Source organism: Ruegeria sp. AF5, from assembly GCF_056541905.1.
The window spans coordinates 26,199-51,987 of the sequence record NZ_JBQFYZ010000001.1; the positions used below are offsets into that span (position 1 = coordinate 26,199).

Consider the following 25,789-nt stretch of genomic DNA (forward strand, 5'->3'; position numbering starts at 1 on the left):
GAGGGGTTTCGGGTTTTCTTGTCTCCGGTCACGACGATATGCGCGGGCGGGTGTGGGTAATAGTCCGAACTATCACCTCACAAAAAGACCGTAAGATATTGACTACAAAGCGATTTGTATCTTCTCCGCATGCTCGGCAATCAGGTCGAAATCACCCATTTTACCAGGTGGGCGCATCGACACGCCGTCATGACGCGGCAGGACGTGAAAGTGGAGATGGAAAACCTCCTGCCCGCCTGCGGTTTCGTTGAATTGCTGAATGGTTACACCGTCCGCGTCGAAGGCTTTCATCACTGCACGAGCCATCTTTTGAACGGTGTTCATAACCGCCGCCAGTTGGTCGGGCGTGGCATCCAGCACATTGCGGCAGGGCGTTTTGGGGATCACCAGCAAATGCCCATCGGCACGAGGCATGATGTCCATGAAGGCCAGTGTGTCGGCGTCTTCGTAAACTTTTGACGAAGGTATCTCGCCGCGCAGAATTTTGGCGAAGATGTTGTCGGGATCATAAACCATGGTTGCCATCCGTTCCTTGAGGGGCTTTTGCCCGAGTTGTGGTCCACCCGCCCCGCCGGGTCAAGCCGGGGGATTGAGCCCTGAAATGTACAAAATGTACCGGGTTTTCAGAGGGCGCTGTACGTTTTGTACACTTGGATTTGGCATGAGATCACATCATCAGAGACAGATGCGGCACGTTCCCGACAGGTGATGTCTGCCCGCGCAGCAGAGTACCGATTTCGCAACTCTTAATCGGACGTAAACTGGTTAAGTTTTTGAATACTTCATCAAGCTCAAGTCGAAGGTGCACTGTGCGGACAAATTGAGCTTTCGCTACAATTGCGCCAATGACAAATTTGCCTGCGAGTAGTTCATTTCAAGAACTGCCCAGCCGCCAACTGTTCTTCCAACTCTGGGAGCAAGTATACCTTTGCGTGTTGCTCCTCTCCTCGGCATGCACCGATCCATTCCCCACAGTATTTTGCGAGAGCTTCTTTCAGAAAAGCTATCGCGTCCTCTTGCTGCTCGATTGAGATAAAATGTTCGTCAAGAGCCACAGGCTCAAAGCGGTGGGATGGGTTATGGACGCGGCGTGACGTATGCGTTTTTGCCAATGTATCAAAATAGAGTGGCATACCAAGAGAGCCTATTACCCAAGTCGTTTCTCGCTTGGGCCCCTGATAAACGCTGGGCGGGAACGGTCTGCCTCCCTTTTGACCGATCTGAATACTCAGACCGTCCAACTTTAAAAACAAATACATTACCGCTTCCATTCCGCCAGTTCTGACAAAATTCAACGATACGTCAGGGTTTGACGTAGCGATCCGCCTGCTTTCGTGTTCATACCAGAACTCCAGACCTCCAGTTGTTCGGTAGTTCTGGGGGGTACATACGAGTTTCTTGGGTTGAGGTACGATGCGTCTATTTTGCTGAGCCATAACGCTGTTCCGATTCTCCCGTACACTGCAATTCCAGAGTTGCCTTCGAGCCCAAGTTGGCGCACTCGTTGCACCTCCGAACATATAGCGGACATTTAATCGTTATGCAGCATTCGGTAAATTGGCCTCAACACCCCCCTTCCCTGTCCTCGATCCTGCGGAGTGGGCCGACGGCAGGCGTTCACGCTTGCCGGGTCGGCTTAGGGAGGCGGTCCCATTGCGTGCGGCATGACGACAGGTACCAGATCCGCTGTATCACCAGCCCCCCCCGAACGCTCAGATCCCGGCTTCTCGAACACCCGTTTTCAAGGGGGGTGCGGCCATTTATCTTGATCCAGATCAAACTCGGCCATTGAAGGTCGCCCCTACGCATTCTAAAACCAGCAGGAATCCCGCGCGTTGGAGAGGTCCGGCTGCGCGGTGTAGTTGCAACAGGAGGCACCTATAATGGCAGACGCAGCCATTCATGGTCACGACCATGAAGACCAGCGCAGCTTTTTCCAGCGCTGGTTCATGTCGACCAACCACAAGGACATCGGGATTCTGTACCTGATCGTTTCGGCTCTGGCCGGTCTGATCTCGGTTCTGATGACCGTTTACATGCGGCTTGAACTGATGCACCCCGGTGTTCAGTACATGTGCCTGGAAGGCTTCATGGCCGACCCGTGTACGCCCAACGGGCATCTGTGGAACGTGATGATCACCTATCACGGTGTTCTGATGATGTTCTTTGTTGTCATCCCTGCCCTGTTCGGCGGATTTGGCAACTATTTCATGCCGTTGCAGATCGGCGCGCCGGATATGGCGTTCCCGCGGATGAACAACCTGTCCTTCTGGCTGTATGTCGCTGGTACCTCGCTGGGTGTGGCCTCGCTGCTCAGCCCCGGGGGTAACGATCAGCTTGGTTCGGGCGTCGGCTGGGTTTTGTACCCGCCGCTGTCCACGACCGAGGGCGGCATGTCGATGGATCTTGCGATCTTTGCCGTACACGTATCGGGCGCCTCCTCGATCCTCGGCGCGATCAACATGATCACCACCTTCCTGAACATGCGTGCCCCCGGCATGACCCTGTTCAAGGTGCCGCTGTTCAGCTGGTCGATCTTCGTCACCTCGTGGCTGATTCTGCTGTCGCTGCCGGTTCTGGCGGGCGCAATCACCATGTTGCTGATGGACCGCAACTTTGGCTTTACCTTCTTTGATCCGGCCGGTGGCGGCGATCCGATCCTGTATCAGCACATCCTGTGGTTCTTTGGCCACCCGGAAGTGTATATCGTGATCCTGCCCGGTTTCGGCATCATCAGCCATGTCATCGCGACCTTCTCGCGCAAGCCGATCTTTGGCTATCTGCCGATGGTCTGGGCGATTATCGCGATCGGTGTTCTGGGCTTTGTCGTGTGGGCGCACCACATGTACACCGTCGGCATGTCGCTGCGTCAGCAGGCCTATTTCATGCTGGCCACGATGGTCATCGCGGTTCCGACGGGCGTTAAGGTCTTCTCGTGGATCGCGACCATGTGGGGCGGTTCCATCGAGTTCAAGACACCGATGCTGTTTGCCTTCGGCTTCCTGTTCCTGTTCACCGTTGGCGGTGTGACCGGTGTGGTTCTGTCGCAGGCTGGCGTGGACCGTGCCTATCACGACACCTACTATGTGGTTGCGCATTTCCACTATGTGATGAGCTTGGGTGCCGTCTTTGCGATCTTTGCGGGGATGTATTTCTACTTCGCGAAAATGACCGGTCGCCAATATTCCGAGTTCTGGGGCAAGGTTCACTTCTGGATGTTCTTCATCGGCGCCAACCTGACCTTCTTCCCGCAGCACTTCCTGGGTCGTCAGGGCATGCCGCGCCGCTACATCGACTATCCCGAGGCGTTCGCGCAGTGGAACTATGTTTCGTCGATTGGTGCGTTCATCTCGTTCGCTTCGTTCCTGCTGTTCTTCGGCATCGTGATCTACGCCCTGCTGCGTGGCGCGCGCGAGACCCGGCCCAACTACTGGAACGAGTATGCGGATACGCTGGAATGGACCCTGCCCACGCCGCCGCCCGAGCACACGTTCGAGCAGCTGCCCAAGCAGGAAGACTGGGACAAGGGCCACGCGCACTGATCCCGATCTGAACCAAGAAAACCCCGCCCAGGTGGCGGGGTTTTTCTTTGCCCTCACCCCGCGTTCGCCAACTGCCCCGAAATCGGCTATGATGTGCGGACGGAACAGTCGGAGGGTCGGCAATGCCCGAGATCGACTTTTGGTATTCCATTGGCAGCACGTACAGCTTCCTGACCGTGATGCGTCTGGACGAATGGTGTGCCCAGCATGACGCCACGGTGAACTGGCGCCCGTTCAACGTGCGTACGGTGATGTCGGCTCAGCAGAATATTCCTTTTGCCGGAAAGCCTGTGAAATCGGCTTATATGTGGCGCGACATCGAACGCCGCTGTGCCAAGTACCACATCCACGCCAACCTGCCCGCGCCCTATCCGATTTCCAATCTGCCGCTGGCCAATCAGGTTGCGGTGCTTGGAATGATGGACGGCTGGGGCGTGACGTTCACCCAGACGCTTTATCGCATCTGGTTCGAAGAAGGGGTGGAAGCCGGTCGCGAAAGTGCACTGTCCGAGGCGCTTTTGCGGTGTCAGCAGGACCCCCGACTGACCCTGGCGCGCGCGCAAGGCGACGACATCGTCGCAGCCCTTGAGGTGGAAACCGAAACCGCCGTCAAACTGGGTGTTTTCGGCGCCCCCAGCTTTGTTGTCCGGCAGGAGGTATTCTGGGGTGACGATCGTCTGGATGACGCCCTGTCCTGGTCTCGGGTCGGCCACGTCGTCTGATCAAAACCCGTCGACACGAGGCCGCGCTGCGCTATGTTCGCGGTATGCCCTATACGTGGAATCAGACCTCGGAAACCGAACAGGAACTGCGGCTTTGGCCGCATAACTCGCTGCCGCCGCGGGGGGCGATGATCACGATATTGTCGGTGTTCCTGTTTGGCCTGATCCCATTGCTGGCCACGCTTGGTTCCGTAATCCTGTGGGGGCTGCTGCCGTTTCTGCTGATCACTGTGCTGGGGCTTTGGCTGGCCATCAAGACCAACTACCGCGCCCGCAGTGTTTTCGAGGTTCTGACCCTGTCGGGCACGCATGCGCGGCTGGTGCACCACACCCCCGGCAAAGAGCAGCACGAATGGTCTTGCAACCGCTATTGGGCGCGACCGACGATGCACGAGAAAGGTGGCCCGGTTCCGCATTATGTCACCCTTGTCGGAGACGGGCGCGAGGTCGAAATCGGGGCGTTTCTGTCCGAAGATGAGCGGATCACGCTTTATGACGAGCTGGTCCTAAGACTGCGCGAGCCAGTCGCGCAGTAGCAATTCACGGGGCCCAGTGCCTCAGCAGTCGCCGTTTGATGCTGCGCACAGGTGATCCTTGACCATCGGACCGACCTTGCCGAAATCCATCCGGCCGGTATAGCGCGTCTTCAACTCGCCCATCACCTTGCCCATATCGCGGATCGAACCCGCGCCGGTTGCCGTGATGGCGGTTTGAATGGCCTTGCTGACCTCGTCGTCGTCCAACTGTTTGGGCAGAAATTCCTCGATCACCTCAACTTCGCGAATCTCGCGTTCGGCCAGATCCAGGCGACCGCCCTCTTCGTAAGCGCGGGCGCTTTCCTTGCGCTGCTTGGTCATTTTACCAAGGATTTCAAGAACCTCTGCGTCGCTGCATCCCTTTGCTTCTTCATTGTCGGACGCACGTGCCGCGATATCGCGGTCTTTGATGGCGGCGTTGATCAACCGCAGCGTCGACAGACGCTCGGCTGCTTTGTCTTTCATTGCTTGCTTCAGGGCGGCATTCACCCGTGATCGCATGTCCATTTGGTTTGTCCATCCCCATGACAACGGAACCCCGACCATATAGAAACAAAAAGCCTGATACAACCGGGGGTCGATCCATCTAACCCATTGAAAAACAACAACAGCCCAAAAATTGAACAGACTTGACCCAGACGCCCAACCCCCTTAGGTATGCGCCGATTTACCCTACAGGAGAGTCGCGCCATGGCCCCGAATGCCCCGTCCAAGCCCACCGCATGTCTGGCTTTGGCCGATGGAACCCTGTTTTACGGCGCAGGCTTCGGCGCGACCGGGCAAACCGTGGCCGAGCTGTGCTTTAACACGGCGATGACCGGATATCAGGAGATCATGACCGACCCGTCTTATGCCGGGCAGATCGTGACCTTCACCTTCCCTCATATCGGCAATGTCGGCGTGAACCCCGAGGATGACGAAACCGGTGATCCGGTCGCCGCTGGCATGGTTGTGAAATGGGATCCGACCGAGCCATCGAACTGGCGCTCGGCCGAGGAGCTCAAGGATTGGCTGGCCCGCCGGGGGCGCATCGCCATCGGGGGTGTCGATACCCGCCGCCTGACCCGGGCAATCCGCCAGCAAGGTGCGCCGCATGTGGCGCTGGCCCATGACCCCGAGGGAAATTTCGACATCGAGGCGCTGGTCGCCGCCGCGCGCGGTTTTGCCGGGCTGGAGGGCATGGACCTGGCCAAGGAAGTCACCTGCGCCCAAAGCTATCGCTGGGATGAGATGCGGTGGGCCTGGCCGGATGGGTACCAGCGTCAGAAGGCCCCTGCCCACAAGGTTGTTGCCGTAGACTATGGCGCCAAGCGCAACATCCTGCGCTGCCTCGCATCCGCCGGATGTGATGTTACCGTTCTGCCCGCAACCGCGACCGCAGCCGACGTGCTGGCACATCAGCCCGACGGTGTGTTCCTGTCGAACGGTCCCGGCGATCCGGCAGCAACAGGCGAATACGCCGTGCCGATGATCAAAGAGATTCTGGAGACGACAGACCTGCCTGTGTTCGGCATCTGCCTTGGACACCAGATGCTGGCGCTGGCGCTGGGAGGTCAGACGGTCAAGATGAACCATGGCCACCATGGCGCGAACCACCCGGTCAAGGATCTGGACACCGGCAAAGTCGAGATCACGTCGATGAACCACGGTTTTGCTGTCGATGCGCAATCCCTGCCGGATGGCGTCGTGGAAACCCACCGGTCGCTGTTTGACGGTTCGAACTGCGGTATCCGCATGGCGGATAGGCCGGTTTATTCGGTGCAATACCACCCCGAGGCATCGCCCGGACCGCAGGACAGTTTCTATCTGTTCGAGCGTTTCGCCGAGGCCATGGAAAAGAAGAAAATTCAGGCATAACTGCTTGTCTGTGCAGTGTTAACCGGGTGTTAACCCTGATCGAACAACCCTGAGCGCAGGTAACTGCGCCAGGGTTTTGTTATGGCTGAGCTTGATCTTCTGGATTTCACGTCCGCCGCACCGATCCCCGCGCCCGGGTATCGGAAACCGTTGGGCACCTGCCTGCTGGAAACCGGGGCTATCACCCGATCCCAGCTGGACCATGCGCTGAGCCAGCAAACCAGACAGAACGCACCGCTGGGAGAGATACTGGTCGGAGAAGGCTATGCCACCCGGCAGGACGTGTTGAGCGCGCTGTCTGCGCAATCCGGCTGGCAGATTGCCGATCTTGAACAGATCCCGCCGATGCCGGAACTGAGCGGGTTAATGCCGGTCGACTTCTGGCTGAAACACAATGTCATCCCCTGGATGCGGATTGGCCCCCTTGTTCTGGTGGCCACCGCCCGGCCCGACCGGTTCGCAACCGTGACCGCCGGGATGCGGGAATGCGATTATGCCGTGATCCCGGTGCTGGCGGCATCCGATCAGATCGATCGGACGATTGCGCGGCAATTCTCGGGGTCTTTGGCCAGATCGGCGGAAACGCGGGTTGATCCCGCGCAAAGCTGCCGCAACTGGACCCTTAGGTCGCGCGTGGGGCCTTCGGTGGCCCTGTTGTGTGTGCTGGGGCTGTTTGCCATGTTCCCGGCGTTTGGCCTGCTGGCGGTGCTGGGCATAGCTGTGGGAACTTTGGTGCTTTTTGCAGCCTTTCGGATGGCTGGCACGCTGGCTTACCTTTGGCATCGCCTGAGAACGCAGCCGGACCACACCGAAGCTGCCATCACATTGCGGCAACCCTGCGTATCGATCATGGTGCCATTGTACAAGGAGCGCGAGATCGCGAACGCTCTGGTACAGAGACTACAGCGGCTGACCTATCCCAAGGCGTTGCTGGATCTCATCCTTGTGCTTGAGGAAAAGGATGACGTGACGCGCAATGCCCTTGCGCAGGTGAGCCTGCCCAGCTGGATGCGCATCGTCGAGGTGCCTGAGCTGAACGGACTGACCACCAAGCCGCGCGCCATGAATTACGCGCTGGATTTCTGCCGGGGCGACTTCGTCGGCGTATGGGACGCAGAGGACGCTCCACAACCGGATCAGATCGAGCGCGTGGTGGCGCATTTCACCCAGGCCGCGCCGGATGTGGTGTGCCTGCAAGGAGTTCTGGATTACTACAACCCGCGCACCAACTGGCGGTCACGCTGCTTTACCATCGAATACAACAGCTGGTTCCGCGTGATCCTGCCGGGGATCGCCCGCATGGGGCTGGTGGTTCCACTTGGGGGCACCACGTTCTTTTTCCGTCGCGACAAGCTGTTGGAACTGGGCGGCTGGGATGCCCATAACGTCACCGAGGATGCTGATCTGGGTGTAAGGCTGTGCCGGGCCGGGTACCGGACCGAAATGGTGGATACCACAACATATGAAGAGGCGAATTTCCGGGCGTGGCCCTGGGTCAAACAGCGTTCGCGCTGGCTCAAGGGGTTCATGGTCACGTATCTGGTGCATATGCGCAGCCCGCAAAAGCTGTGGCGTGACCTTGGAGGTGCCAGATTTCTGGGCCTTCAGGCGTTCTTTCTGGGCACGTTTGGGCAATTTCTGCTGGCGCCCGTTCTCTGGGTATTCTGGCTGTCAAGCCTGGGGCTGGCCAATCCGATGGATAATATCGTGCCGCATTCAACCTCTACCGCGCTGATCGGGCTGTTTTTGATGGCAGAGGGGCTGAGTATCGGTGTTGGTCTGATCGCCGTATCCGCACGCGAGCGGCGGTTTCTTTTGCCTTGGGTTCCGACGATGTTTCTATATTTCCCGCTGGGCGTGATTGCCGGTTACAAGGCGCTGTGGGAATTGGCGACCAACCCGTTTTTCTGGGACAAGACCCAGCACGGACAGGCCAGCGAAGACGAGCCGCTGGCCTGACAATCACTTGTCGCGGCGGCTTGCGTCCTGCTTCAGGCGCGTCATGAATGCGATCGAGATATGGTCCTTGAGCGCCCGCCCCGCCGCCTCTTCATCGCGCGCGGCAATGGCTTCGACGATGCCTTTATGTTCGCTCTGGGCAATCTCTCCGCGCCCCTGCACGGCCAAGGACGTAGTCGCCATCAAGGCCATTGTCCGGTGCACCAGATCAAGCTGCTGGACAAGGTAGCGGTTGTGCGAGGCCAGATGGATCTGTTCGTGAAAGCGCCGGTTGGCACGTGACAGCGCCATCGGATCGCCCACCAGCTTGTCATCTTCGAGAACCATGTCCTGAAGAACCCTGATCTCTTCTTCGGTGGCGTGTTTGGCAGCCAGCCGCGCGGCGAGCCCTTCCAGTTCGCGCCGCACGATATAAAGCTCGGCCATCTGGTTGTGGTCCAGCGACGCCACGATCAGTGACCGACCGTCCCGTTCCAGCAGAGACTGGGTTTCCAGGCGTTGCAACGCTTCGCGGATCGGGGTGCGCGACACCCCGAACCGTTCTGCCAGCTCGCTTTCCACCAGACGATCGCCGGGCTTGTAGACGCCGACATCAATGGCTTCGAGTATCAGGCTATAGGCATCCTTGGTGGGGGATCGGGTCTGGCTCATGGGGTATTCTGTCTCCTCGTTCGGACATGTCTATCCGTCTCTGGGGGCGTCAATCAAGTACGGCATTGAAAACACCCCGCCCGCGCCCTAAACCCAAGCCATGGTCAAACCGTCCTTCAGTCATGTCACGCAATGGGTGTTCGATCTGGATAACACCCTCTATCCGCCGCATATGCAGCTGTTCGATCAGATCGAAGTTCTGATGACGGATTACGTGGTGCAGGCCATCGGCGTGGACCGGGCCGAGGCCGACAGGCTGCGCGGGCAGTACTGGCGCCAATACGGCACTACGCTGGCCGGGTTGATGGCCGAACATGATCTGGACCCCGAGCCCTATCTGCACGCGGTGCATCAGGTGGACATGAGCCATATGGACCCGGATGCAGAGCTGGCCGATCACATTCGCGCCCTGCCCGGACGGCGCATCGTCTACACCAATGGCAGCGCACCCTACGCCGAGCGGGTTTTGCAGGCGCGCGGGCTTTCGGGGCTGTTTGATGCAATCTATGGCGTCGAACATGCCGGGTATCGGCCAAAGCCCGAGAAAGCCGCCTTTGAAGCCATCTTTGCACAGGACGGCATTCAGGCTGACAAGGCCGCCATGTTCGAGGATGACCCGCGTAATCTGGCCGCCCCGCATGAGATGGGAATGCGCACGGTTCATGTCGCCCCGGACCCGCATGAGGCCGATCACATCCACCATCACACGGATGATCTGACCGCATTTCTGGCCCGCCTGCGGTAGCCTGTCACACTGCGACGATCCGTACGTTCTGCACCCGCATGCGCAGCCCTATATGCGCTGGAGCGACGAACAGAACGGAGAGCCCCATGAGTGCGATCGAGATGCCCGGACGCCTGCCGGTTTGGCAGCGCCTATTCTTTGCAATTCCGGTTTTCGGGTGGCTGGCCCGCGACGCCGCCAACGCCAAGGCGGAGGACCTGTATTATACCGTCGGCGCGGTCCTCAGCATGTGGGGCTGTTCGGCCATGGTGTTTGGTCTTCCCGGCCTTTACATCCCTGCCCTGATGATGGTGCCGGTGATGTTCCTGGTCCTGATCCTGATCTCACGCGGCTGAGATACGGGACAGGATGTCACTTGGCACAGGGAGTGGAACCGAACTAGGGTCTGCCCGAACTGATGAGAGGCGCCATGACTGACCGTTGTGACATCCTGATTTCCGGCGGTGGAATCGCCGGTCTGACCGCAGCGGCGGCGTTTGGAACCGCCGGGTTTGACGTGGTGTGCGTAGATCCCGCGCCACCGATCACCGAACGGGATGTGGACGGGTCCGACCTGCGCACCACCGCCTTTCTGCAACCTGCGCGCGGCCTGCTGGAGCAATGCGGCCTGTGGGCACGGCTGGATGCCCATGCGGCCCCCTTGCAGATCATGCGTATTGTCGATGCCGGCGGGGACGTGCCCGAACCCCGCGTCATACGCGATTTCAACGCCGCTGACATTTCCGAGCAACCGTTTGGCTGGAACCTGCCCAACTGGCTGTTGCGCCGGGAGATGGTCGCGCGGCTGGCAGAGCTGCCGAATGTCGATTTCCGCCCCGGCACCGGGACCGTCAGCCTGTTCACCCGCACTGCCGAAGCCCGCGTTGGCCTGAGCGACGGCAGCCGCATCCGCTGCAAGCTGGTGCTGGCCGCAGATGGGCGCAACTCTCCCATGCGCACGGCCGCCGGTATCAAAGTGCATACAACACGGTATGGGCAGAAAGCGCTGGCGTTTGCGGTGACGCATCCTGTTCCTCACGAGAATGTCTCGACCGAGATACACAGGTCTGGCGGGCCGTTCACGCTGGTTCCGCTGCCCGATTGGCAGGGGCAGCCTTCGTCCGCCATTGTCTGGATGGAACGCGGGCCGAATGCCGTTGACCTGTTGACCCTTGATGCCGAAGCGTTTGAGGCCGCTATGACGGAACGGTCCTGTGGCCTGTTTGGCCCCTTGAGGCTGGCATCGCGCCGGACGATCTGGCCGATCATCAGCCAGTCCGCGGAACGGCTGGCGGGTGAGCGCATTGCCCTGATGGCCGAGGCCGCGCATGTGGTGCCACCGATCGGCGCGCAGGGGCTGAACATGTCATTGGGCGATCTGCGCTGCCTGCTGGATCTGGCGCAGTCCCGGCCCGAAGATCTGGGCGACGCGCAGATGCTGGACGCCTATCACAAGGCGCGCCACACCGAGATCGAGATGCGGGTCAAAGGGATTGATCTGCTGAACCGCGCCTCGATGATCGAGGCGCGCCCGCTGCGGGATGCGCGCGCAATGGGGCTGAGCGCGCTGTATTCCCTGCCGCCTGTGCGCAAGACGCTGATGCAGATGGGCCTTGGCGTTCGCTAAGGCCCGGCCCGTTTACAGAACCTGATCCAGCACACGCTTCAGGCGCGCGATGGTGGCGTCCACATCATAAAGCTTGTCCAATCCGAACAGGCCCAGACGGAAGGTGCTGAAGCCTTCGGGTTCGTCACATTGCAGCGGCACCCCGGCCGCGATCTGCATCCCCAGAGCGGCAAATTTCTTGCCGTTCTGGATTTCGGGGTCCGAGGTGTAGCTGACCACAACGCCGGGCGCGCCGAAACCGTCAGCAGCCACCGAGACAATACCATACTCCTTCAACATCGCCCGCACGCCGTCGCCTAATGCCCATTGCGCCTTGCGCAGCTTTTCGAACCCGTACCCCCTGGTTTCTGCCATGGTATCGCGGAAAGCCAGCAGCGCATCGGTGGGCATTGTGGCGTGATAGGCGTGACCACCGTTTTCATAGGCCTGCATGATCTGGCGCCACTTCTTCAGGTCGATGGCGAAACTGTCCGAGCTTGTCTGTTCCAGACGCGCCTCGCCCCGTTCGGACAGCATGACCAGACCGGCACAAGGCGATGCGCTCCAGCCCTTTTGCGGGGCCGAGATCAGCACGTCGACGCCGCTGGCTTTCATATCCACCCAGGCACACCCGGATGCGATGCAATCCAGCACCATCAATGCACCCACCTCATGCGCCGCGCTGGCCAGGGCGGTCACATAGTCATCCGGCAGGATGACACCCGCCGCCGTTTCAACATGCGGTGCGAACACAACGCCGGGTTTCTGTTCGCGAATCGTTGCGACGACCTCGTCAATCGGTGCGGGCGCAAAGGGGGACGGGCTGGCATTGCCGGTCTCGCGCGCCTTCATCACAGTGGTCGAGCTGGTCAGGGCGCCGCTTTCGATGATCTGGCTCCAGCGGTACGAAAACCACCCGTTCCGGACCACAAGAACATCCGCCCCGCGCGCGAATTGCCGGGCAACCGCCTCCATCGCATAGGTACCGCCGCCCGGAATGATGGCCACCCCGTCTGCCTTGTACACCTCTTTCAGCATGGCCGAGATGTCGCGCATTACCCCCTGAAACTTTTGGGACATGTGGTTCAGCGAGCGATCGGTGAATACGACCGAGAATTCTTCGAGCCCGTTCGGGTCAACGTTCTTCAGCAAGGCAGGCATATGGCGTCCTTTCAATATCGTCAGTGCAGTCTTGGTCTCTTTACCTTGGCCAGTAAAGCCATTTCGCGACAAAAAGTGACGCGACGGAATGCGGGTAAAATCGACCCATTCGGTGCTGTATAACACTGGGAACACAAGAAAATGACGCCAACCAGTGTCACTTCCCCTTTACACTTCTGCTTGCTTCTGAACAGATGCGCACACTTTTTACTTGAAGGGATATTTTTCCTGTGACGATACAAAAGCGTATTAACTTCCAGTCCGTTCGAGATGAAGTAAAACGACGTATTGAAAGCCGCGTGTGGCCTCAGGGATCATTACTGCCGACCGAAACGCAACTGGCCGAAGAATTCAATTGCGCCCGCGCGACGGTGAACCGTGCCCTCAGGGAACTGGCCGATCAGGGTTTCATCGAACGCAAGCGCAAAAGCGGGACGCGGGTCAAGAAAGAGCCCAGCAAACACGCCAAGCTGGAATTCTCGCTGGCGCGGCAGATGGTCGAAAGCCAGAATGCCGTCTATCGCTATGCGCTGGTGGAACGGACTGTCGAGGCCTGCCCCCGCTGGCTGTCCTCTCAGCTTGATGTCCCCGCCGAGACGCGGGTTCTGCATGTCGTCTGTATGCATTACGCGGACAACCGCCCGTTCCAGCTTGAAGAGCGCTGGATCAATATCGAAACCGTCCCCGATGTGGAAAACGCCGACCTGACCCAGCAAGGACCGCATGAGTGGCTGCTGAATGCCGCTCCGTTCAACGATGCCGAGGTCGCGTTCTGCGCTATTTCCGCTGACGCAAGGCTGGCGGAATTCATGGGCACCACGGCGGGCGCGTCGATGATCCAGATGGAGCGTACCACTTGGAAAGAAGACAAACCGATCACGTTTGCCCGCCTGACCCATCATCCCGGATATTACATCCGCACCAGATACTAAGGCAGGTCATCCAATCGGTCCGGGCAGCCGTTCCTCGCTCAGCAGGACGTTCGCTTCGACATCGCCAGCGCCGGGCAGCGTCATGATCCGGCGCCGCAACACGCGTTCGAAATCGGACAGGTCCCGCGCCACAACGCGCAAGCGGTAATCGTACAATCCCAGAACATGCTCGACGGTCTGCACTTCGGGGATGGCACTTACGGCGCGTTCGAAATCCTCAAGGCTGATCTGTCCCTTGCGCGCCAGCTTGACCCCCAGAAACACGGTCACGCCGAACCCCAGCGCCTCGGCATTCAGACGCAGCCTTCGGCCCTTGATGATCCCGACGTCCTCCAACCTGCGGATACGCCGCCAGGTGGCGGGCTGAGACAGGTTGAACCTCCGACCCAGGGCACCTGCGCTTTGGGTGGCGTCCTGTTGCAGCGCGCGCAGCAGACGGCGGTCAATCTCGTCCAGCTCGATCATACCGGTAACACCTCGTCCCGCTTGACCCGCGCGATATGCATCAGCGCTTCGATATCGGCGATATGCGGCAGGGTCAGGATCCGGTCCCGATAAAGCTGCTGATAGTGCTTCATATCCCGCGCAATTACCGACAGGCGGACATCCACCCGGCCCAGAAATGTCTGGATTTCGATCACCTCGGCCACGTTGCGGGCCTCTTCCATAAACTCGTCAAAGGCGCGGGCCTGTGTCTTGTCCAGGGTGATCCGAAGCGAGACCTCGACAGCATAGCCCATCGCGGTCCAGTCGATCACCGCCTCCTGCCCTTCGATGATCCCGGCTGCCTGCATCTTTTCCAGCCTGCGCCAACAAACACCTGCGCTGATCCGGCACAGATCGGCAAGTTCCGCGGTGGTCAGGCTGGGGTTCGCCTGAAAGTGACGCAAAATGCGCCGGTCGATATCGTCAAGCATAATTTTTTCAGTATTTTCCGTTTTCAAGAATTATTCTTCATCTTTTTTACAAATACTCAAGCCCAACCCTATCGCCAATCCGACGCACGGCAGGTAGAACCGCCCCAACCAAACCAGAAAGGACCGGCAAAATGCGCGTCTATTACGATCGCGATTGCGACATCAACCTGATCAAAGACAAGAAAGTGGCTATCCTGGGCTATGGCAGCCAGGGTCACGCCCACGCGCTGAACCTGCGCGACTCGGGTGCCAAGAACCTGGTCATCGCCCTGCGCGAAGGCTCGCCCTCGGCCAAGAAAGCCGAAGCGGAAGGTCTGCAAGTGATGGGCATCGCCGAAGCGGCTGCCTGGTGCGACGTCATCATGTTCACCATGCCCGACGAGTTACAGGCCGAGACCTACAAGAAATACGTCCATGACAACATCAAGCCCGGTGCCGCCATCGCGTTTGCCCACGGCCTGAACGTCCATTTCGGCCTGATCGAGCCAAAAGACGGCGTTGACGTCATCATGATGGCCCCCAAAGGCCCCGGCCACACCGTACGTGGCGAATACACCAAAGGCGGCGGTGTGCCCTGCCTGGTCGCGGTTCACAACGATGCAACCGGCAAGGCGCTGGAAATCGGCCTGTCCTACTGCTCGGCCATCGGTGGCGGCCGTTCGGGCATCATCGAGACCAACTTCCGCGAAGAATGTGAAACCGACCTGTTCGGCGAACAGGCCGTTCTGTGCGGTGGTCTGGTCGAACTGATCCGCTGCGGCTTTGAAACTCTGGTCGAGGCCGGTTATGCACCCGAGATGGCCTATTTCGAATGTCTGCACGAAGTGAAGCTGATCGTTGACCTGATCTATGAAGGCGGCATTGCCAACATGGATTACTCGATCTCGAACACGGCTGAGTATGGCCAGTATGTCACCGGTCCGCGCATCCTGAAATACGACGAGACCAAAGCCCGCATGAAAGCGGTTCTGGACGACATCCAGCAGGGCAAATTCGTCCGTGACTTCATGCTGGAAAACGCCGTTGGCCAGCCGACCATCAAAGCGTCGCGCCGCGCCAATGACGAGCATATGATCGAAGAGACCGGCGCCAAGCTGCGCGGCATGATGCCGTGGATCTCGGCCGGCAAGATGGTCGACAAAGAAAAGAACTAAACCTGACCGATGTCAGGCAAAGGGCGGCCCAGGCGGTCGCCCTTTTTCATTTTAAGACCGCTTTGGCAAAGCGTTCACCCAGAACGATATCCCATCCCGTATCGTAGCCGCCGCGCTTTTCGGGCGCTTCCCCAGCCCAGACGTCCCAGCCGGAATGCATCAGGGTGACTTTGGCCTGTCCCGAACCGCAATCCTCAAAACGCACATCGACGCGCGTTGGAGACTCCCTGCTGGTGCCCGGATGCCAGGTGAATGCCACGGATTGGCCGGGATCAATTGCCAGCACCTGACCCCAGTCGGCACGGGTTCCGTCGAACATGACCTCATAGACCGCGCCACCGATCCGGGGTTCAATAACCACGTCCCTTGCCGGTTGCCCCTGCGATGCGGACACCGCGTGGCTGTCCAGCGGCCACCATGTCCCGATGCGGTTGACGAAGATGTCGAAAGCGCGCGCAGCAGAGGCACTTACGACAATTGTCTTGACTATCGGGTCTGTCATGGCCTCTCTCCCGCTCTGTTCACCTCATCTGCAAAGCTGTTCATCACGTCGCTCCAGTAACGGTCGAGCCATCTGCGCAGCTCTGCCAACCCCTCGGGGCGCACCGCATAGATCCGGCGCGTCCCTTTCGCATGGCATGTCACCAGCCCAGCATCAGACAGCACCTTGAGATGTTGTGAGACGGCCGGTCGGCTTACCGGCAGCTTTGACGCAAGTTCGCCCACTGCCTGAGGCTGGCTGGCGACGGCTTCGAACACCTGCCTGCGGGTCGCATCGCCCAAAGCTGAAAATGTCATATCGTAAGTCATTGCTTACGGTAAGTGGAAACTAACATAAAGTCAAGATCAGCCCGTGACACCGGCGCGCACGCGGGATAAGGGGATGGAATGGTTGAACAACCCACGAAGCAGGACTGGAGCGGCGTTTTCACGCTGGGGCTTATTTGGGGCGGCACATTCATGGTCGTCGCGATGGCATTGGAAGGCTATGGCCCGATTACCGTGGCGACATCGCGCACCACTTTGGGTGCGGTGACATTGCTTGTCCTGATGCGGATCACCGGGCGCCGTATGCCGGTTTTGACACCCGCGCTGACAACATCAATCCTGCTGATTGGCGTGTTGTCGACTGCGGTGCCTTTCATGCTGCTCAGCTGGGGGCAGCAATATGTACCCTCGGCCTTTGCAGGGCTGTCCATGGCCGCAATTCCGCTGATGGTGCTGCCGCTGGCGCATTTCTTTTCAGATGAGCCGCTGAACCTGCGTCGGTTTCTGGGCGTGTGCCTTGGGTTTTCCGGCGCATTGGTCCTGATCGGACCCGGTCTGGCAAAGCTGGGTCAAGGGACCGAGCCGCTGGCGCAGCTGGCCTGTATCTCGGCTGCCCTCTGCTATGCCTCGACATCGATCCTGACGCGGCGCTGCCCGCCGGTCGAGCCGCTGGCGTTGGCCGCGCTGACCCTGCTGGTCGGCGCTGTTCTGCTGGTGCCCATCATGCTGCTGGTCGAAGGTGTCCCTACTTGGCAGGGCAACCGCCCATCGCTGGCCCTGATTGTCCTTGGGCTGATCCCCACAGCTTTCGCCAATTTGCTGCGGGTTTCGATCACCCGCAGCGCCGGATCGGTGTTTTTGACGCTGGTGAATTATCAGGTGCCGATCTGGTCGATGGTGTTCGGGGCCTGGATCCTGTCCGAGGCCCTGCCCCTGCGATTCTACGTCGCCCTGGCCCTGATTCTGACGGGCATGGCCATCAGCCAGTGGTTCAGCCTGCGCAGGGTTCTGTTCGGGCGCTAGCCTGCGGCGGCTTCGACCTCGGCCACGATACTGTCGACGACCTGTACCAGCAGCGCGTCATCCTCGCATTCGGCCATGACGCGGATCAGCGGCTCGGTGCCGGATTTGCGGATCAGCAACCGGCCCTGCCCGTTCAGCCGCGCCTCGGCATCGGCAATGGCAGCTTTAACGCTTTGAACTTCAAGCGGAGTTTGACCGTTGGCATAGCGGACGTTCTTCAACAGCTGCGGCACGGTTTCGAACTGCTTGGACAGGTCCGAGGCTTTGCGACCAGACAGAACCATCTCGGCCAGGAAATGCAGGCCGGCCATCAGGCCGTCACCGGTGGTGGCATAATCGCTCATCACGATATGACCGGATTGTTCACCGCCCAGGTTGAAGCCGCCTTCGCGCATGCGCTCGACCACATAGCGGTCGCCGACAGCCGTGCGTTCCAGTCGCATGCCGTGTGACGAGAGGTGCCGTTCGAGCCCCAGATTGGACATCACCGTGGCCACAAGGGCATCGCCTTTCAACTGCCCGGATTTTTTCCAGGCCGTCGCTAGCAGCGCCATAAGCTGATCGCCATCGGCGATCTGACCGGTCTCGTCGACGATAACAACCCGATCCGCGTCGCCGTCCAGACAGACACCAACGTCAGCGCCATGCGCCACGACGGTTTCGGCGGCCAGTTGCGGCTTGGTCGATCCGCAGTTGAGGTTGATGTTCTTCCCATTGGGCGAAATCCCGATCGGGATCACGTCTGCACCCAGTTCCCAAAGAACCTCGGGCGCGGTGCGGTGGGCGGCGCCATTGGCACAGTCGATCACCACCTTGAGACCATCCAGACGCACATCGCGCGGCAGCGAGGACTTTACACGCTCGCCATATCTGAACCGGGCGTCATCAACACGACGCGCCCGTCCGATATTCTGGGCCTGAGCAGGCCGGACACCTTCGTCGATCAGCTTTTCGATGTCTATCTCGGCCTGATCGGACAGTTTATAGCCGTCGGGGCCAAAGAACTTGATACCGTTGTCCTCTGCCGGGTTGTGGCTGGCCGAGATCATGACACCCAGATCGGCCCGCATCGAGCGCGTCATCAGACCCACCGCAGGCGTGGGGACCGGCCCCAGCAACAGCACATTCATTCCTGTTGAGGTCAAACCGGCGGTCAGCGCGTTTTCCAGCATATAGCCGGACAGGCGCGTGTCCTTGCCGATGACGACCCGGTGCACACCGGTCGCATCGCGCCGGAAATAGCGCCCCACCGCAGCCCCGATGCGCAACGCCATTTCCGCCGTCATCGGATGCGTGTTGGCCGTGCCCCGCACCCCGTCGGTTCCGAACAGCTTGCGCATTGGTGTCACTCCGTGATTTTCCGTGAGACCGGATTACCGGACAGCGGCCCATAGGCGCAAGGCCTGAGCAGTCTCGGCGACGTCGTGAACGCGAATGATCTGCACGCCCTGAGACAATCCGGCCAAAGCCACAGCAATTGAACCCGGCGCGCGGGCAGTCTTGTCCGGTTCCCGTCCAATTGTTCCGATAAAGCCCTTGCGGGACACGCCCAGCAGGATCGGGCAGCCAAGCCCGTGAAACAGGCTGAGATTACGCAGCAAGGTCAGGTTATGGTCTTCGGTCTTGCCGAAACCGATGCCCGGATCGACGATGATCAGGTCGCGCCGAAGCCCCAAGCTTTCCAGCAGAGTGATCTGGGTTTCGAGGAAATCGTAAACATCCAGCAACACGTTGTCGTAGCTGGGGTTTTCCTGCATCGTGGCCGGATCACCCTGCATATGCATAACGCAGACCGGTGTGCCCTTGTCGGCGCAAAACGGTGCCAGTTCGGGATCGAACGTGAACCCCGAGACGTCGTTGACCAGCCCTGCGCCCGCCGCACACGCCGCTTTGGCGACGCTGGCTTTGCGGGTGTCGATTGAAATCAAGGCATCCGTTTGCGCGCGAATCGCCTCGATCACCGGGCGGGTGCGGGCAATTTCCTGATCTGACGGAATGAAATCCGCACCCGGGCGCGTTGATTCCCCGCCGATATCCAGAATGGTGGCCCCATGCGCCACCATCCGGGCAGCGGCATCGCGGGCGGCCTCGACCGAGCTGTGAACGCCTCCGTCCGAGAAACTGTCAGGCGTGGTGTTGAGAATGCCCATGATATGCGGCACCTGCATATCCAGCCCGGCGATGGGTGCGCGCGGGCCGGTCAAACGCGCCAGCGCCCCACCGGGAATATCCGATGCCGACATGATCTGCGGTGTAGTATCGCGCCCAAGCGTTTCGACATGGGTAAACCACAGGGGCTGACCGGCCAGAGAATACGCGCCAGCGGGCCGGGTCTGGCCGTGCTGAACCAGCGGTCTGAAATAGATGCTCACAATTGGGCCTGATCCACGGCCACAGCCCGCAGCGGGGTTTTGGGCGCTTTCGGCAATTCGCCGCCGATGACCATCATTTCACTGGCTTCAAAGGTCGCGGCAAACCATGCGGCCAAAGCCACGGCGTCGGATGGCGCGGCAGAAGGACCATCCACCGCGTCCAGAACGATCTTGGACGGGGCCCAGACGCAGATCTGGCCGTTCTTCATGGCCCAGTCCAGTTCCGTCCGGGTTGAAACCACCTTGCAGCGGTGATCGCGCGCGGCCAGAACCCACGCGTTTTGCTCGATCGCAAGCAGGTCAATCCGGCGCTGTGTCATTGCGTGGCCGGTTTGCGGCGCAGCCAGGTCTGACGCCCCCACACACAGGATCAGCGGGCGCTGGCGGTTCTGCAACTGGTCGATCCACCCGGTCAGATTGTCCGAGGCGATGGCGTCATTCGATAGGTAGACCAGACGGGGATGCGGGCGGTCTTCCTCGGTCACGTCGTGATGAACCGAGTCTTTCCCGCGCACGATCTCGACCCCCAGAGCGCCCGGACCACGATCCAGTTTTTCGATGCGAACAAAGACCCTTACAGCCTGAGGTTCATGCAAGATACGTTCGGCCACACGTTCGGCAAGGGTTTCAAGCAGGTTCAGACGTTCGGCCGCGAGCTCATAGGCAATGGATTCCGTCACCCGGTCATAAGACAGGATGCGATCCACATCGTCGTCAATGGGGTCAGTAAGAGGCCGGACTTCGACGACGATATTGAAACAGATCCGCTGGGTTGTTCCCCGCTCGGCCTGAAACGCACCGATTTCAACCTCGACAATATGGTCGCGCAGGGAAATGCGGTCCAGCGGCCCTCGGGGCGAGGTCGCCTCGGACCGTTCGGACGGGTGCGCAAATGCCAGTCGGATTTCAGAACTCATGGGTCCGGCCTTTTCGGCTTGTTGCAGGGCTTGCCCACTATAGGCGTTGCAAGCGCCTATAACATTCAAACAAACGCCATTCCAACCGCCGAATGCGGCGTCAGGTGACGCGAAACCAGCTCATCATACCCGAAGCGGCATGGCCCAGCATATGGCAATGCAACAGCCAGTCCCCCGGATTATCCGCGACCAGCGCGATCTGGCGGGTTTGTCCGCGATCAACCAAAACAGTGTCGCGCCACGGGCCAAGCGATCCGTCCGGCTGGATCAGTCGGAAGTGGTGGCCGTGCAAATGCATGGCATGTGGAAAGACTGTTTCATTGACGAACTCGATCCTGTGAAGGCCGCCGGTCCGGGCGTCCAGAAACGGATCGGACGGGCGTTCCGCATAACCGTTCAGGGCCCAGAACCGGCCCAACTGCGCCAGTTCCTGGCCTGACAATTCAGTGTCCCCGATCCGGGCGTTGTCCAGCCAGCGCATCGCCCCGCCTTGCAGGGACATCCGGTGCAATGGTGCGGATGAGACATCCTCGATGACTGGCAAAGGGTTGGGCGGCAGCGCTGCCACGCCTTGTCGTGGCGCGGGTGCGAGAAGTTCGTCGACATCGAACCGAACGATGCCAAAGGCACCGTCGCGTTCAACACTCACCAGACTTGCCGTATCACCCGCAGCCACGACATCCACAACAAGATCGATGCGTTGTGCAGGGGCGATTGGGAAAGCCCCCGACAATGGGATCGGCGTTTCCAGTGGCATACCGTCAAGGGCGACGATCCACCCTGACAACCCATCGAGATTCAGGTCAAAAATCCGCGCGTTGGAGGCGTTGATCAGGCGTAGCCGGAGACGGTCGTTCCGTCGCGCCTGAACGCGCGGGTCAAGGGATCCGTTAACAGTGATGATATTCCCCAGTCGGCCAGCGTGGCTGAGATCATGGCCATTGTCGAAATCATCCGTGATCTGGGCGGTTTCAGGATCAAGCCTCCAGTCGTCCAGCATCAGCACCAGATCCTGATCCACATCGGAGGCCGCGGTTTCTTCGACGATCAGCGGCCCGTAAAGCCCGCGCGCAACCTGTTCCATCGACTGGTTATGCGCATGATACCAATAGGTCCCTGCGTCGGGAACGACGAAGGAGTAATCAAAGCTTGCGTCCGTCTCGACCGCGTCCTGTGTCAGGCCGGGCACGCCGTCCATGGCGTTTTCAATGCGAATGCCGTGCCAATGGACCGAAGTTGCTTGCGGAAGCTGGTTCATCAGGGTGCGCTGGATGCGGTCGCCCTGCCTGACGCGCAGTTCAACGCCGGGGACAGACCCGTCATATGTCCAGACTTCCGTTTCAGGATAACTTGCAGGCGCGATCGGGTGTTTGGTTACACGCGCATTAAGCGGTGCAAAACCCGCACTGGCCACACGCGGCATCAGCAGTGCTGCTGCAGCCGTTTGCAAAAGGTGTCTGCGGTTCAAATTCATTACGGGCCTCCTGGCCCGCAATATAGGATGCAACCTGCCCCGCGCCAGCAAGCTTCCAGCGCGGGTGCGTCAATCAGTTGCTCGCTGTCCGGTAGTTGTGGCGGTAAAAAACATGCACGCCGATTTTCGCCGTCTGTTTATAGACCCGCGACCAGGATGGGCGAACCGACGTCGTGTGATAGTGCGTCGCCCCTTCGGTCAACTCATCCGCCACACCATCAATGGCTGCCCGCGCGACTTTTGCCACACGCTCATACGCCGTTTTCTCGTGGATGACCTCTTTGCGGCCATCGCAGGTGTATGTGAACTGGCACTGGTATTTCTTGCCGGTCCCCTGATGGATCACCCCGCACAGGGAATCCGGGAAACGGCTGCTTTTGACCCGGTTCAGGATCACTTCGGCAACCGCGAACTGGCCGCGCACGCTTTCGCCGCGCGCCTCGAAGTACAGGGCTTCGGACAGGCATTTCCAGTTTTCACCACCAGAGGCCTTTGGTTGCTGGTCAAGCCAGTCTTTGGAGAAGGACACTTCGACAGGTTCAGCCGCCTTGCGGGGCTGGAACAGCTTGAAATAGTCCCGAAAACTTTGCGCCGGCAGTTCACTGCGGGCGACAAGTTCTTGTTTTGCAGTATCAGTCGCTTCCTTCTCGGCGAAGGACGCACTCGGCAGCACGGTTGCCGCCACTGCGGCAACAGCCAATATGTAACGTAGCATCAGATAACCTCGCACAGGCACATCACGCGCCATACCCTCCCCCGGCGGGCGCGACGAGGCTGATACCCCAGACTGAGGCAAAGGTCCAGTATCTTGAAAAAAGCAAGTGGAAAATCGCCCGTAGCGAAAATATTTTTCGCCTACGAGTGACCGTATAACCCACTATTTCTTGGGGTTCGGCGCGGTGTCAACCCCCAAGTCTGGAGGAAATCGCCAGTTGAGCGGCAGCCAGCCGAGCGACCGGAACCCGGAACGGTGAGCATGACACATAGTCGAATCCAAGATCGCGGCAAATGGCGATTGATTCGGGGTTCCCGCCGTGTTCGCCACAGACCGAAAGGGTCACATCCGGCTTCGCGGCACGCCCGCGTTCCGCCCCGAGTTTCAGCAGCTCGCCCACCCCGTCCGGATCAAGGACATGGAACGGATCTTCGGTAAAGACCCCCTGCCGCACGTAAGCGGACATGAAACGACCGGCATCGTCGCGGGACAGGCCGTAGGTCATCTGCGTCAGGTCGTTCGTTCCAAAACTCATGAAAGCAGTCTGTGGCGCGATCTCTTCCGCGCGCAGACAGGCGCGTGGCGTTTCGACCATGACGCCCAGCCGATATTCGAACTTCTGCCCGCGTTCCGATTCAACGGCGGCGGCGACCGAGTCGATGCGGGATTTGACCAGTTCAACCTCGCGCTTGGCGGATACCAGCGGGATCATCACTTCGGGCACCACCGGAGCACCGTTTTTTCGGGCGTCAAGCGTGGCTTCAAAAATCGCGCGCGCCTGCATGTCGTAGATCTCGGGTACGGTGACACCCAGACGAACGCCGCGCAGGCCCAGCATGGGGTTGTATTCGGTCATCGCCTCAACCCGGCGTTCGACGTCGGACACGGGCAGGTCCAGCGCCTCGGCCAACTCCCGTTGCCCGGTGCGCGTTGTCGGCAGAAATTCATGCAAGGGTGGATCGAACAGGCGGATGCAGACAGGCTGACCTTCCATGATCCTGAACAGCTGAACGAAATCCTCGCGCTGCATCGGAAGCAGGCGTTCCAGCACCGCCGCCCTGCCCGCCGAGGTTTGCGCAAAGATCATTTCGCGCATCACGATCAGACGACCGGGGTCAAAGAACATGTGTTCGGTCCGGCACAGACCGATCCCCTGGGCCTGAAAGTTCCGGGCCGTCTGCGCATCAGCCGGTGTGTCGGCATTGGCGCGGATTTCGATGTCACGCTCGGCATCGGCCCAGCCCATCAGCGTCTGGAAACAGTCATCCAACGCGGCCTCGAGCATGGCGGGCTGACCGGCCAGCACCTGACCCGAGCTGCCATCAATGGTGACAATATCGCCGGTTTTGAATACCCGGCCATCCGGTGCGGTCAGCATCTTGTCTTTCGTCTGAAACCGCATTTCCGAGGCCCCGACGATACAGGGCAGACCCAATCCGCGCCCGATCACGGCCGCGTGGCTGGTCATGCCGCCTTTTTCCGTCAGAACCGCAACGGCGGCGTGCATCCCGCGCACATCCTCGGGCGAGGTTTCCCGGCGCACCAGAACACATGCCTCGCCACGGGCGGCACTGGCCTGTGCTTCGGCCGAGGTAAACACGATCTTGCCGGTCGAGGCACCGGGGCTGGCACCAATGGCCGTGGTCAGCACATCGCGTTGCGCATCGGGGTGGACCTGACGGTGCAGTAGTTCGTTCAGCGCGTGCGGGTCGACACGCATCACCGCCTCTTGCGGCGGTATGATACCGTCTTCGGCAAGACGTACGGCAATGCGCATGGCCGCGCGGGCCGATCGCTGCACCCGGACACCATCGAGAATATGCACGGTGCCGTCCTGAATGACGAATTCGACCTGCATCTCTTCGCGCAGTTTCTCGCGCATCAGCGCGGCCTGAGCCTTGACCTCGGCGAAAGCATCTGGTGCGACCTCTTCCAGCGAGGGGCCGCGCGGGTCTTTTTCCAGAAACAGGGCTGCCACATCTTCACCCAGCGCATCGCGCCCCTGACTCTGGCTTAGATAGCGGCCGGTGATTTGTGGCATTCCGGTTGTGGAATCAACCAGTTGCAGAACGCCAGATCCGCATTCGCCTTTCCCGACGCCGGGGATCATCTCTTGGATGACCAACCCAAGCCCGGCATCTGCGGGTGCCCCCTTGGCCTGCCGCAGCAAGCGCGCGGACGTCCCGTCCCATGCACGCGCCATCGAGCGCAGAACACCGATCAGCTGTTCGCCCCTGTCCTGCGGAAAGACCTCGTCGGTTTCATCCTCGTAGGCGCGCAGCGAGTGGCGCAACCCCTCGCGGCCATCAGCTTCGATGTCATCGAACACATCCGCATCCAGCCGTGCCACGTGGATCGCATAGCTTTGAACGAACCGCAGATACAGAGCTGCGGCGGCCTCGGCGCCCATGGTGTCGGACAGGTCGACATAGCGCGCGTCGTTCATTCCGATATTGAGAACCGCGCCGGGGCCGCCCCAATCGGGATCTTCGGAACTGGGTCGGACGCATAGCAACGAGGTCGGGTCGAACTGTTCGAGGATCGCCGCAATATCCGGGATCGCCCCTTCTGCAATCTGGTGAACGGCATCAAATGACAGCGCAACGGTTCGGGGCACCGGCAGGTCCAGCCGGACCAGACGTTGCAGACATTTGGCCCGCCCGCCATGTGTATGGGCGGTGACAGGCGCGTCGGATGTAATGAGCGTTGTATTCGGATTATTCTGCACTGCAGCACCTTTTGGTTTGTCTGCAGCATAG

General features: G+C 60.0%; 26 protein-coding genes. 11 read left to right on the forward strand and 15 right to left on the reverse strand.

Translation table 11 applies throughout. The features are described from left to right. Positions 1-102: 102 nt before the first annotated feature. Both ACR0DS_RS00130 and ACR0DS_RS00135 read right to left on the reverse strand, forming a co-directional pair. Positions 103-525 carry an HIT family protein gene (locus tag ACR0DS_RS00130; RefSeq protein WP_480505592.1) on the reverse strand — a complete coding sequence of 141 codons (423 nt, stop codon included), beginning with the start codon at positions 523-525 and terminating at the stop codon, positions 103-105. 344 nt (positions 526-869) lie between these two features. Beyond that, positions 870-1,436, reverse strand: a complete 567-nt coding sequence (locus ACR0DS_RS00135) for a hypothetical protein (protein ID WP_480493415.1) — start codon at positions 1,434-1,436, stop codon at positions 870-872. 447 nt (positions 1,437-1,883) lie between these two features. Between ACR0DS_RS00135 and ctaD the strand changes: the two genes are divergently transcribed. The 3 genes from ctaD (at position 1,884) to ACR0DS_RS00150 (ending at position 4,800) form a co-directional block, all read left to right on the forward strand. After that, entirely contained in the window at positions 1,884-3,542 is a 1,659-nt protein-coding gene (ctaD, locus tag ACR0DS_RS00140; RefSeq protein WP_480557275.1) for a cytochrome c oxidase subunit I, read from the forward strand. 122 nt (positions 3,543-3,664) lie between these two features. Further along, positions 3,665-4,264, forward strand: a complete 600-nt coding sequence (locus tag ACR0DS_RS00145; RefSeq protein ID WP_480557277.1) for a DsbA family protein — start codon at positions 3,665-3,667, stop codon at positions 4,262-4,264. A gap of 44 nt (positions 4,265-4,308) precedes the next feature. Then, positions 4,309-4,800 (forward strand): DUF2244 domain-containing protein, encoded by a 492-nt coding sequence (locus ACR0DS_RS00150; RefSeq protein WP_480485972.1) that lies wholly within the window; start codon positions 4,309-4,311, stop codon positions 4,798-4,800. 21 nt (positions 4,801-4,821) lie between these two features. Here ACR0DS_RS00150 and ACR0DS_RS00155 read toward each other — a convergent pair whose 3' ends face one another. Further along, complete coding sequence (locus tag ACR0DS_RS00155; protein ID WP_267366166.1) at positions 4,822-5,307, reverse strand: GatB/YqeY domain-containing protein; 486 nt, start codon at positions 5,305-5,307, stop codon at positions 4,822-4,824. A 183-nt stretch (positions 5,308-5,490) separates the two neighbouring features. On the opposite strand from ACR0DS_RS00155, the gene carA reads away from it, so the two are divergent. After that, complete coding sequence (gene carA / locus ACR0DS_RS00160; protein ID WP_480537598.1) at positions 5,491-6,657, forward strand: glutamine-hydrolyzing carbamoyl-phosphate synthase small subunit; 1,167 nt, start codon at positions 5,491-5,493, stop codon at positions 6,655-6,657. A gap of 81 nt (positions 6,658-6,738) precedes the next feature. Then, positions 6,739-8,616, forward strand: a complete 1,878-nt coding sequence (locus ACR0DS_RS00165; protein ID WP_480557279.1) for a glycosyltransferase — start codon at positions 6,739-6,741, stop codon at positions 8,614-8,616. 3 nt (positions 8,617-8,619) lie between these two features. Here the strand turns inward: ACR0DS_RS00165 and ACR0DS_RS00170 are convergent, their stop codons facing one another. Further along, entirely contained in the window at positions 8,620-9,267 is a 648-nt protein-coding gene (locus ACR0DS_RS00170; RefSeq protein WP_267363400.1) for a GntR family transcriptional regulator, read from the reverse strand. A 100-nt stretch (positions 9,268-9,367) separates the two neighbouring features. On the opposite strand from ACR0DS_RS00170, the gene ACR0DS_RS00175 reads away from it, so the two are divergent. The 3 genes from ACR0DS_RS00175 (at position 9,368) to ACR0DS_RS00185 (ending at position 11,618) form a co-directional block, all read left to right on the forward strand. Next, positions 9,368-10,012 (forward strand): pyrimidine 5'-nucleotidase, encoded by a 645-nt coding sequence (locus ACR0DS_RS00175; RefSeq protein ID WP_480476564.1) that lies wholly within the window; start codon positions 9,368-9,370, stop codon positions 10,010-10,012. A gap of 86 nt (positions 10,013-10,098) precedes the next feature. After that, a complete protein-coding gene (locus ACR0DS_RS00180) occupies positions 10,099-10,347 on the forward strand; it encodes a hypothetical protein (RefSeq protein WP_209504235.1) in 249 nt (82 codons plus the stop codon). Between the two features lie 74 nt (positions 10,348-10,421). Further along, the gene (locus ACR0DS_RS00185; RefSeq protein WP_480557281.1) at positions 10,422-11,618 is read left to right on the forward strand and encodes a UbiH/UbiF family hydroxylase; all 1,197 of its coding nucleotides are present in this window, start codon (positions 10,422-10,424) and stop codon (positions 11,616-11,618) included. A 12-nt stretch (positions 11,619-11,630) separates the two neighbouring features. On the opposite strand, the gene ACR0DS_RS00190 is transcribed toward ACR0DS_RS00185, so the two are convergent. Further along, positions 11,631-12,758 (reverse strand): aminotransferase class V-fold PLP-dependent enzyme, encoded by a 1,128-nt coding sequence (locus ACR0DS_RS00190; RefSeq protein WP_480481686.1) that lies wholly within the window; start codon positions 12,756-12,758, stop codon positions 11,631-11,633. Between the two features lie 230 nt (positions 12,759-12,988). Here ACR0DS_RS00190 and ACR0DS_RS00195 point away from each other — a divergent pair, with 230 nt between their 5' ends. Then, positions 12,989-13,690: a GntR family transcriptional regulator gene (locus ACR0DS_RS00195; RefSeq protein WP_209595877.1), complete on the forward strand. Its 702-nt coding sequence runs from the start codon at positions 12,989-12,991 to the stop codon at positions 13,688-13,690. 6 nt (positions 13,691-13,696) lie between these two features. On the opposite strand, the gene ACR0DS_RS00200 is transcribed toward ACR0DS_RS00195, so the two are convergent. After that, a complete protein-coding gene (locus ACR0DS_RS00200) occupies positions 13,697-14,155 on the reverse strand; it encodes an Lrp/AsnC family transcriptional regulator (protein WP_480557285.1) in 459 nt (152 codons plus the stop codon). Continuing rightward, on the reverse strand, positions 14,152-14,607 hold the full coding sequence (locus tag ACR0DS_RS00205) for an Lrp/AsnC family transcriptional regulator (protein WP_267363387.1): 456 nt from the start codon (positions 14,605-14,607) through the stop codon (positions 14,152-14,154). The genes ACR0DS_RS00200 and ACR0DS_RS00205 overlap by 4 nt, the downstream gene beginning before the upstream one ends. Before the next feature lie 131 nt (positions 14,608-14,738). Between ACR0DS_RS00205 and ilvC the strand changes: the two genes are divergently transcribed. Further along, on the forward strand, positions 14,739-15,761 hold the full coding sequence (gene ilvC / locus ACR0DS_RS00210) for a ketol-acid reductoisomerase (RefSeq protein ID WP_209504241.1): 1,023 nt from the start codon (positions 14,739-14,741) through the stop codon (positions 15,759-15,761). Positions 15,762-15,807: 46 nt separating this feature from the next. Here the strand turns inward: ilvC and ACR0DS_RS00215 are convergent, their stop codons facing one another. Together ACR0DS_RS00215 and ACR0DS_RS00220 are read right to left on the reverse strand one after the other, a co-directional pair. Continuing rightward, positions 15,808-16,263 (reverse strand): SRPBCC domain-containing protein, encoded by a 456-nt coding sequence (locus tag ACR0DS_RS00215; RefSeq protein WP_480557287.1) that lies wholly within the window; start codon positions 16,261-16,263, stop codon positions 15,808-15,810. Further along, positions 16,260-16,571 (reverse strand): ArsR/SmtB family transcription factor, encoded by a 312-nt coding sequence (locus tag ACR0DS_RS00220; RefSeq protein ID WP_480476548.1) that lies wholly within the window; start codon positions 16,569-16,571, stop codon positions 16,260-16,262. Before ACR0DS_RS00220 ends, ACR0DS_RS00215 begins: the two co-directional genes overlap by 4 nt. 78 nt (positions 16,572-16,649) lie before the next feature. On the opposite strand from ACR0DS_RS00220, the gene ACR0DS_RS00225 reads away from it, so the two are divergent. Next, positions 16,650-17,552 (forward strand): DMT family transporter, encoded by a 903-nt coding sequence (locus tag ACR0DS_RS00225; protein WP_267363378.1) that lies wholly within the window; start codon positions 16,650-16,652, stop codon positions 17,550-17,552. Here the strand turns inward: ACR0DS_RS00225 and glmM are convergent. The 6 genes from glmM to ACR0DS_RS00255 all read right to left on the reverse strand — a co-directional run bounded on the left by glmM (position 17,549) and on the right by ACR0DS_RS00255 (position 25,758). After that, entirely contained in the window at positions 17,549-18,892 is a 1,344-nt protein-coding gene (gene glmM, locus ACR0DS_RS00230; protein ID WP_480554693.1) for a phosphoglucosamine mutase, read from the reverse strand. The two genes, ACR0DS_RS00225 and glmM, sit on opposite strands and share 4 nt — an antisense overlap. Before the next feature lie 33 nt (positions 18,893-18,925). After that, entirely contained in the window at positions 18,926-19,924 is a 999-nt protein-coding gene (folP, locus tag ACR0DS_RS00235; protein WP_480557289.1) for a dihydropteroate synthase, read from the reverse strand. Continuing rightward, complete coding sequence (locus tag ACR0DS_RS00240; protein WP_209504247.1) at positions 19,921-20,841, reverse strand: dihydroneopterin aldolase; 921 nt, start codon at positions 20,839-20,841, stop codon at positions 19,921-19,923. The genes folP and ACR0DS_RS00240 overlap by 4 nt, the downstream gene beginning before the upstream one ends. A gap of 100 nt (positions 20,842-20,941) precedes the next feature. Continuing rightward, positions 20,942-22,315 (reverse strand): multicopper oxidase family protein, encoded by a 1,374-nt coding sequence (locus tag ACR0DS_RS00245; protein ID WP_480485993.1) that lies wholly within the window; start codon positions 22,313-22,315, stop codon positions 20,942-20,944. A gap of 73 nt (positions 22,316-22,388) precedes the next feature. Next, a complete protein-coding gene (locus ACR0DS_RS00250; RefSeq protein ID WP_480485995.1) occupies positions 22,389-23,030 on the reverse strand; it encodes a cell wall hydrolase in 642 nt (213 codons plus the stop codon). 187 nt (positions 23,031-23,217) lie between these two features. Continuing rightward, a complete protein-coding gene (locus ACR0DS_RS00255; protein WP_480476946.1) occupies positions 23,218-25,758 on the reverse strand; it encodes a putative PEP-binding protein in 2,541 nt (846 codons plus the stop codon). Between the last annotated feature and the right edge of the window lie 31 nt (positions 25,759-25,789).

Bases quoted from the DNA above. Each gene is read 5' to 3' on its own strand.
- ACR0DS_RS00215 (WP_480557287.1), bottom strand. From the start codon at position 16,263: ATGACAGACCCGATAGTCAAGACAATTGTCGTAAGTGCCTCTGCTGCG.
- ACR0DS_RS00190 (WP_480481686.1), bottom strand. From the start codon at position 12,758: ATGCCTGCCTTGCTGAAGAACGTTGACCCGAACGGGCTCGAAGAATTC.
- carA (WP_480537598.1), top strand. From the start codon at position 5,491: ATGGCCCCGAATGCCCCGTCCAAGCCCACCGCATGTCTGGCTTTGGCC.
- ACR0DS_RS00200 (WP_480557285.1), bottom strand. From the start codon at position 14,155: ATGATCGAGCTGGACGAGATTGACCGCCGTCTGCTGCGCGCGCTGCAA.
- ACR0DS_RS00220 (WP_480476548.1), bottom strand. From the start codon at position 16,571: ATGACTTACGATATGACATTTTCAGCTTTGGGCGATGCGACCCGCAGG.
- glmM (WP_480554693.1), bottom strand. From the start codon at position 18,892: ATGCGCAAGCTGTTCGGAACCGACGGGGTGCGGGGCACGGCCAACACG.
- ACR0DS_RS00135 (WP_480493415.1), bottom strand. From the start codon at position 1,436: ATGGCTCAGCAAAATAGACGCATCGTACCTCAACCCAAGAAACTCGTA.
- ACR0DS_RS00145 (WP_480557277.1), top strand. From the start codon at position 3,665: ATGCCCGAGATCGACTTTTGGTATTCCATTGGCAGCACGTACAGCTTC.
- ACR0DS_RS00170 (WP_267363400.1), bottom strand. From the start codon at position 9,267: ATGAGCCAGACCCGATCCCCCACCAAGGATGCCTATAGCCTGATACTC.
- ACR0DS_RS00155 (WP_267366166.1), bottom strand. From the start codon at position 5,307: ATGGACATGCGATCACGGGTGAATGCCGCCCTGAAGCAAGCAATGAAA.
- ACR0DS_RS00185 (WP_480557281.1), top strand. From the start codon at position 10,422: ATGACTGACCGTTGTGACATCCTGATTTCCGGCGGTGGAATCGCCGGT.
- ACR0DS_RS00150 (WP_480485972.1), top strand. From the start codon at position 4,309: ATGCCCTATACGTGGAATCAGACCTCGGAAACCGAACAGGAACTGCGG.
- ACR0DS_RS00130 (WP_480505592.1), bottom strand. From the start codon at position 525: ATGGCAACCATGGTTTATGATCCCGACAACATCTTCGCCAAAATTCTG.
- ACR0DS_RS00180 (WP_209504235.1), top strand. From the start codon at position 10,099: ATGAGTGCGATCGAGATGCCCGGACGCCTGCCGGTTTGGCAGCGCCTA.
- ACR0DS_RS00225 (WP_267363378.1), top strand. From the start codon at position 16,650: ATGGTTGAACAACCCACGAAGCAGGACTGGAGCGGCGTTTTCACGCTG.
- ACR0DS_RS00250 (WP_480485995.1), bottom strand. From the start codon at position 23,030: ATGCTACGTTACATATTGGCTGTTGCCGCAGTGGCGGCAACCGTGCTG.
- ACR0DS_RS00165 (WP_480557279.1), top strand. From the start codon at position 6,739: ATGGCTGAGCTTGATCTTCTGGATTTCACGTCCGCCGCACCGATCCCC.
- ACR0DS_RS00245 (WP_480485993.1), bottom strand. From the start codon at position 22,315: ATGAATTTGAACCGCAGACACCTTTTGCAAACGGCTGCAGCAGCACTG.
- ctaD (WP_480557275.1), top strand. From the start codon at position 1,884: ATGGCAGACGCAGCCATTCATGGTCACGACCATGAAGACCAGCGCAGC.
- ilvC (WP_209504241.1), top strand. From the start codon at position 14,739: ATGCGCGTCTATTACGATCGCGATTGCGACATCAACCTGATCAAAGAC.
- ACR0DS_RS00205 (WP_267363387.1), bottom strand. From the start codon at position 14,607: ATGCTTGACGATATCGACCGGCGCATTTTGCGTCACTTTCAGGCGAAC.
- ACR0DS_RS00175 (WP_480476564.1), top strand. From the start codon at position 9,368: ATGGTCAAACCGTCCTTCAGTCATGTCACGCAATGGGTGTTCGATCTG.
- ACR0DS_RS00240 (WP_209504247.1), bottom strand. From the start codon at position 20,841: ATGAGTTCTGAAATCCGACTGGCATTTGCGCACCCGTCCGAACGGTCC.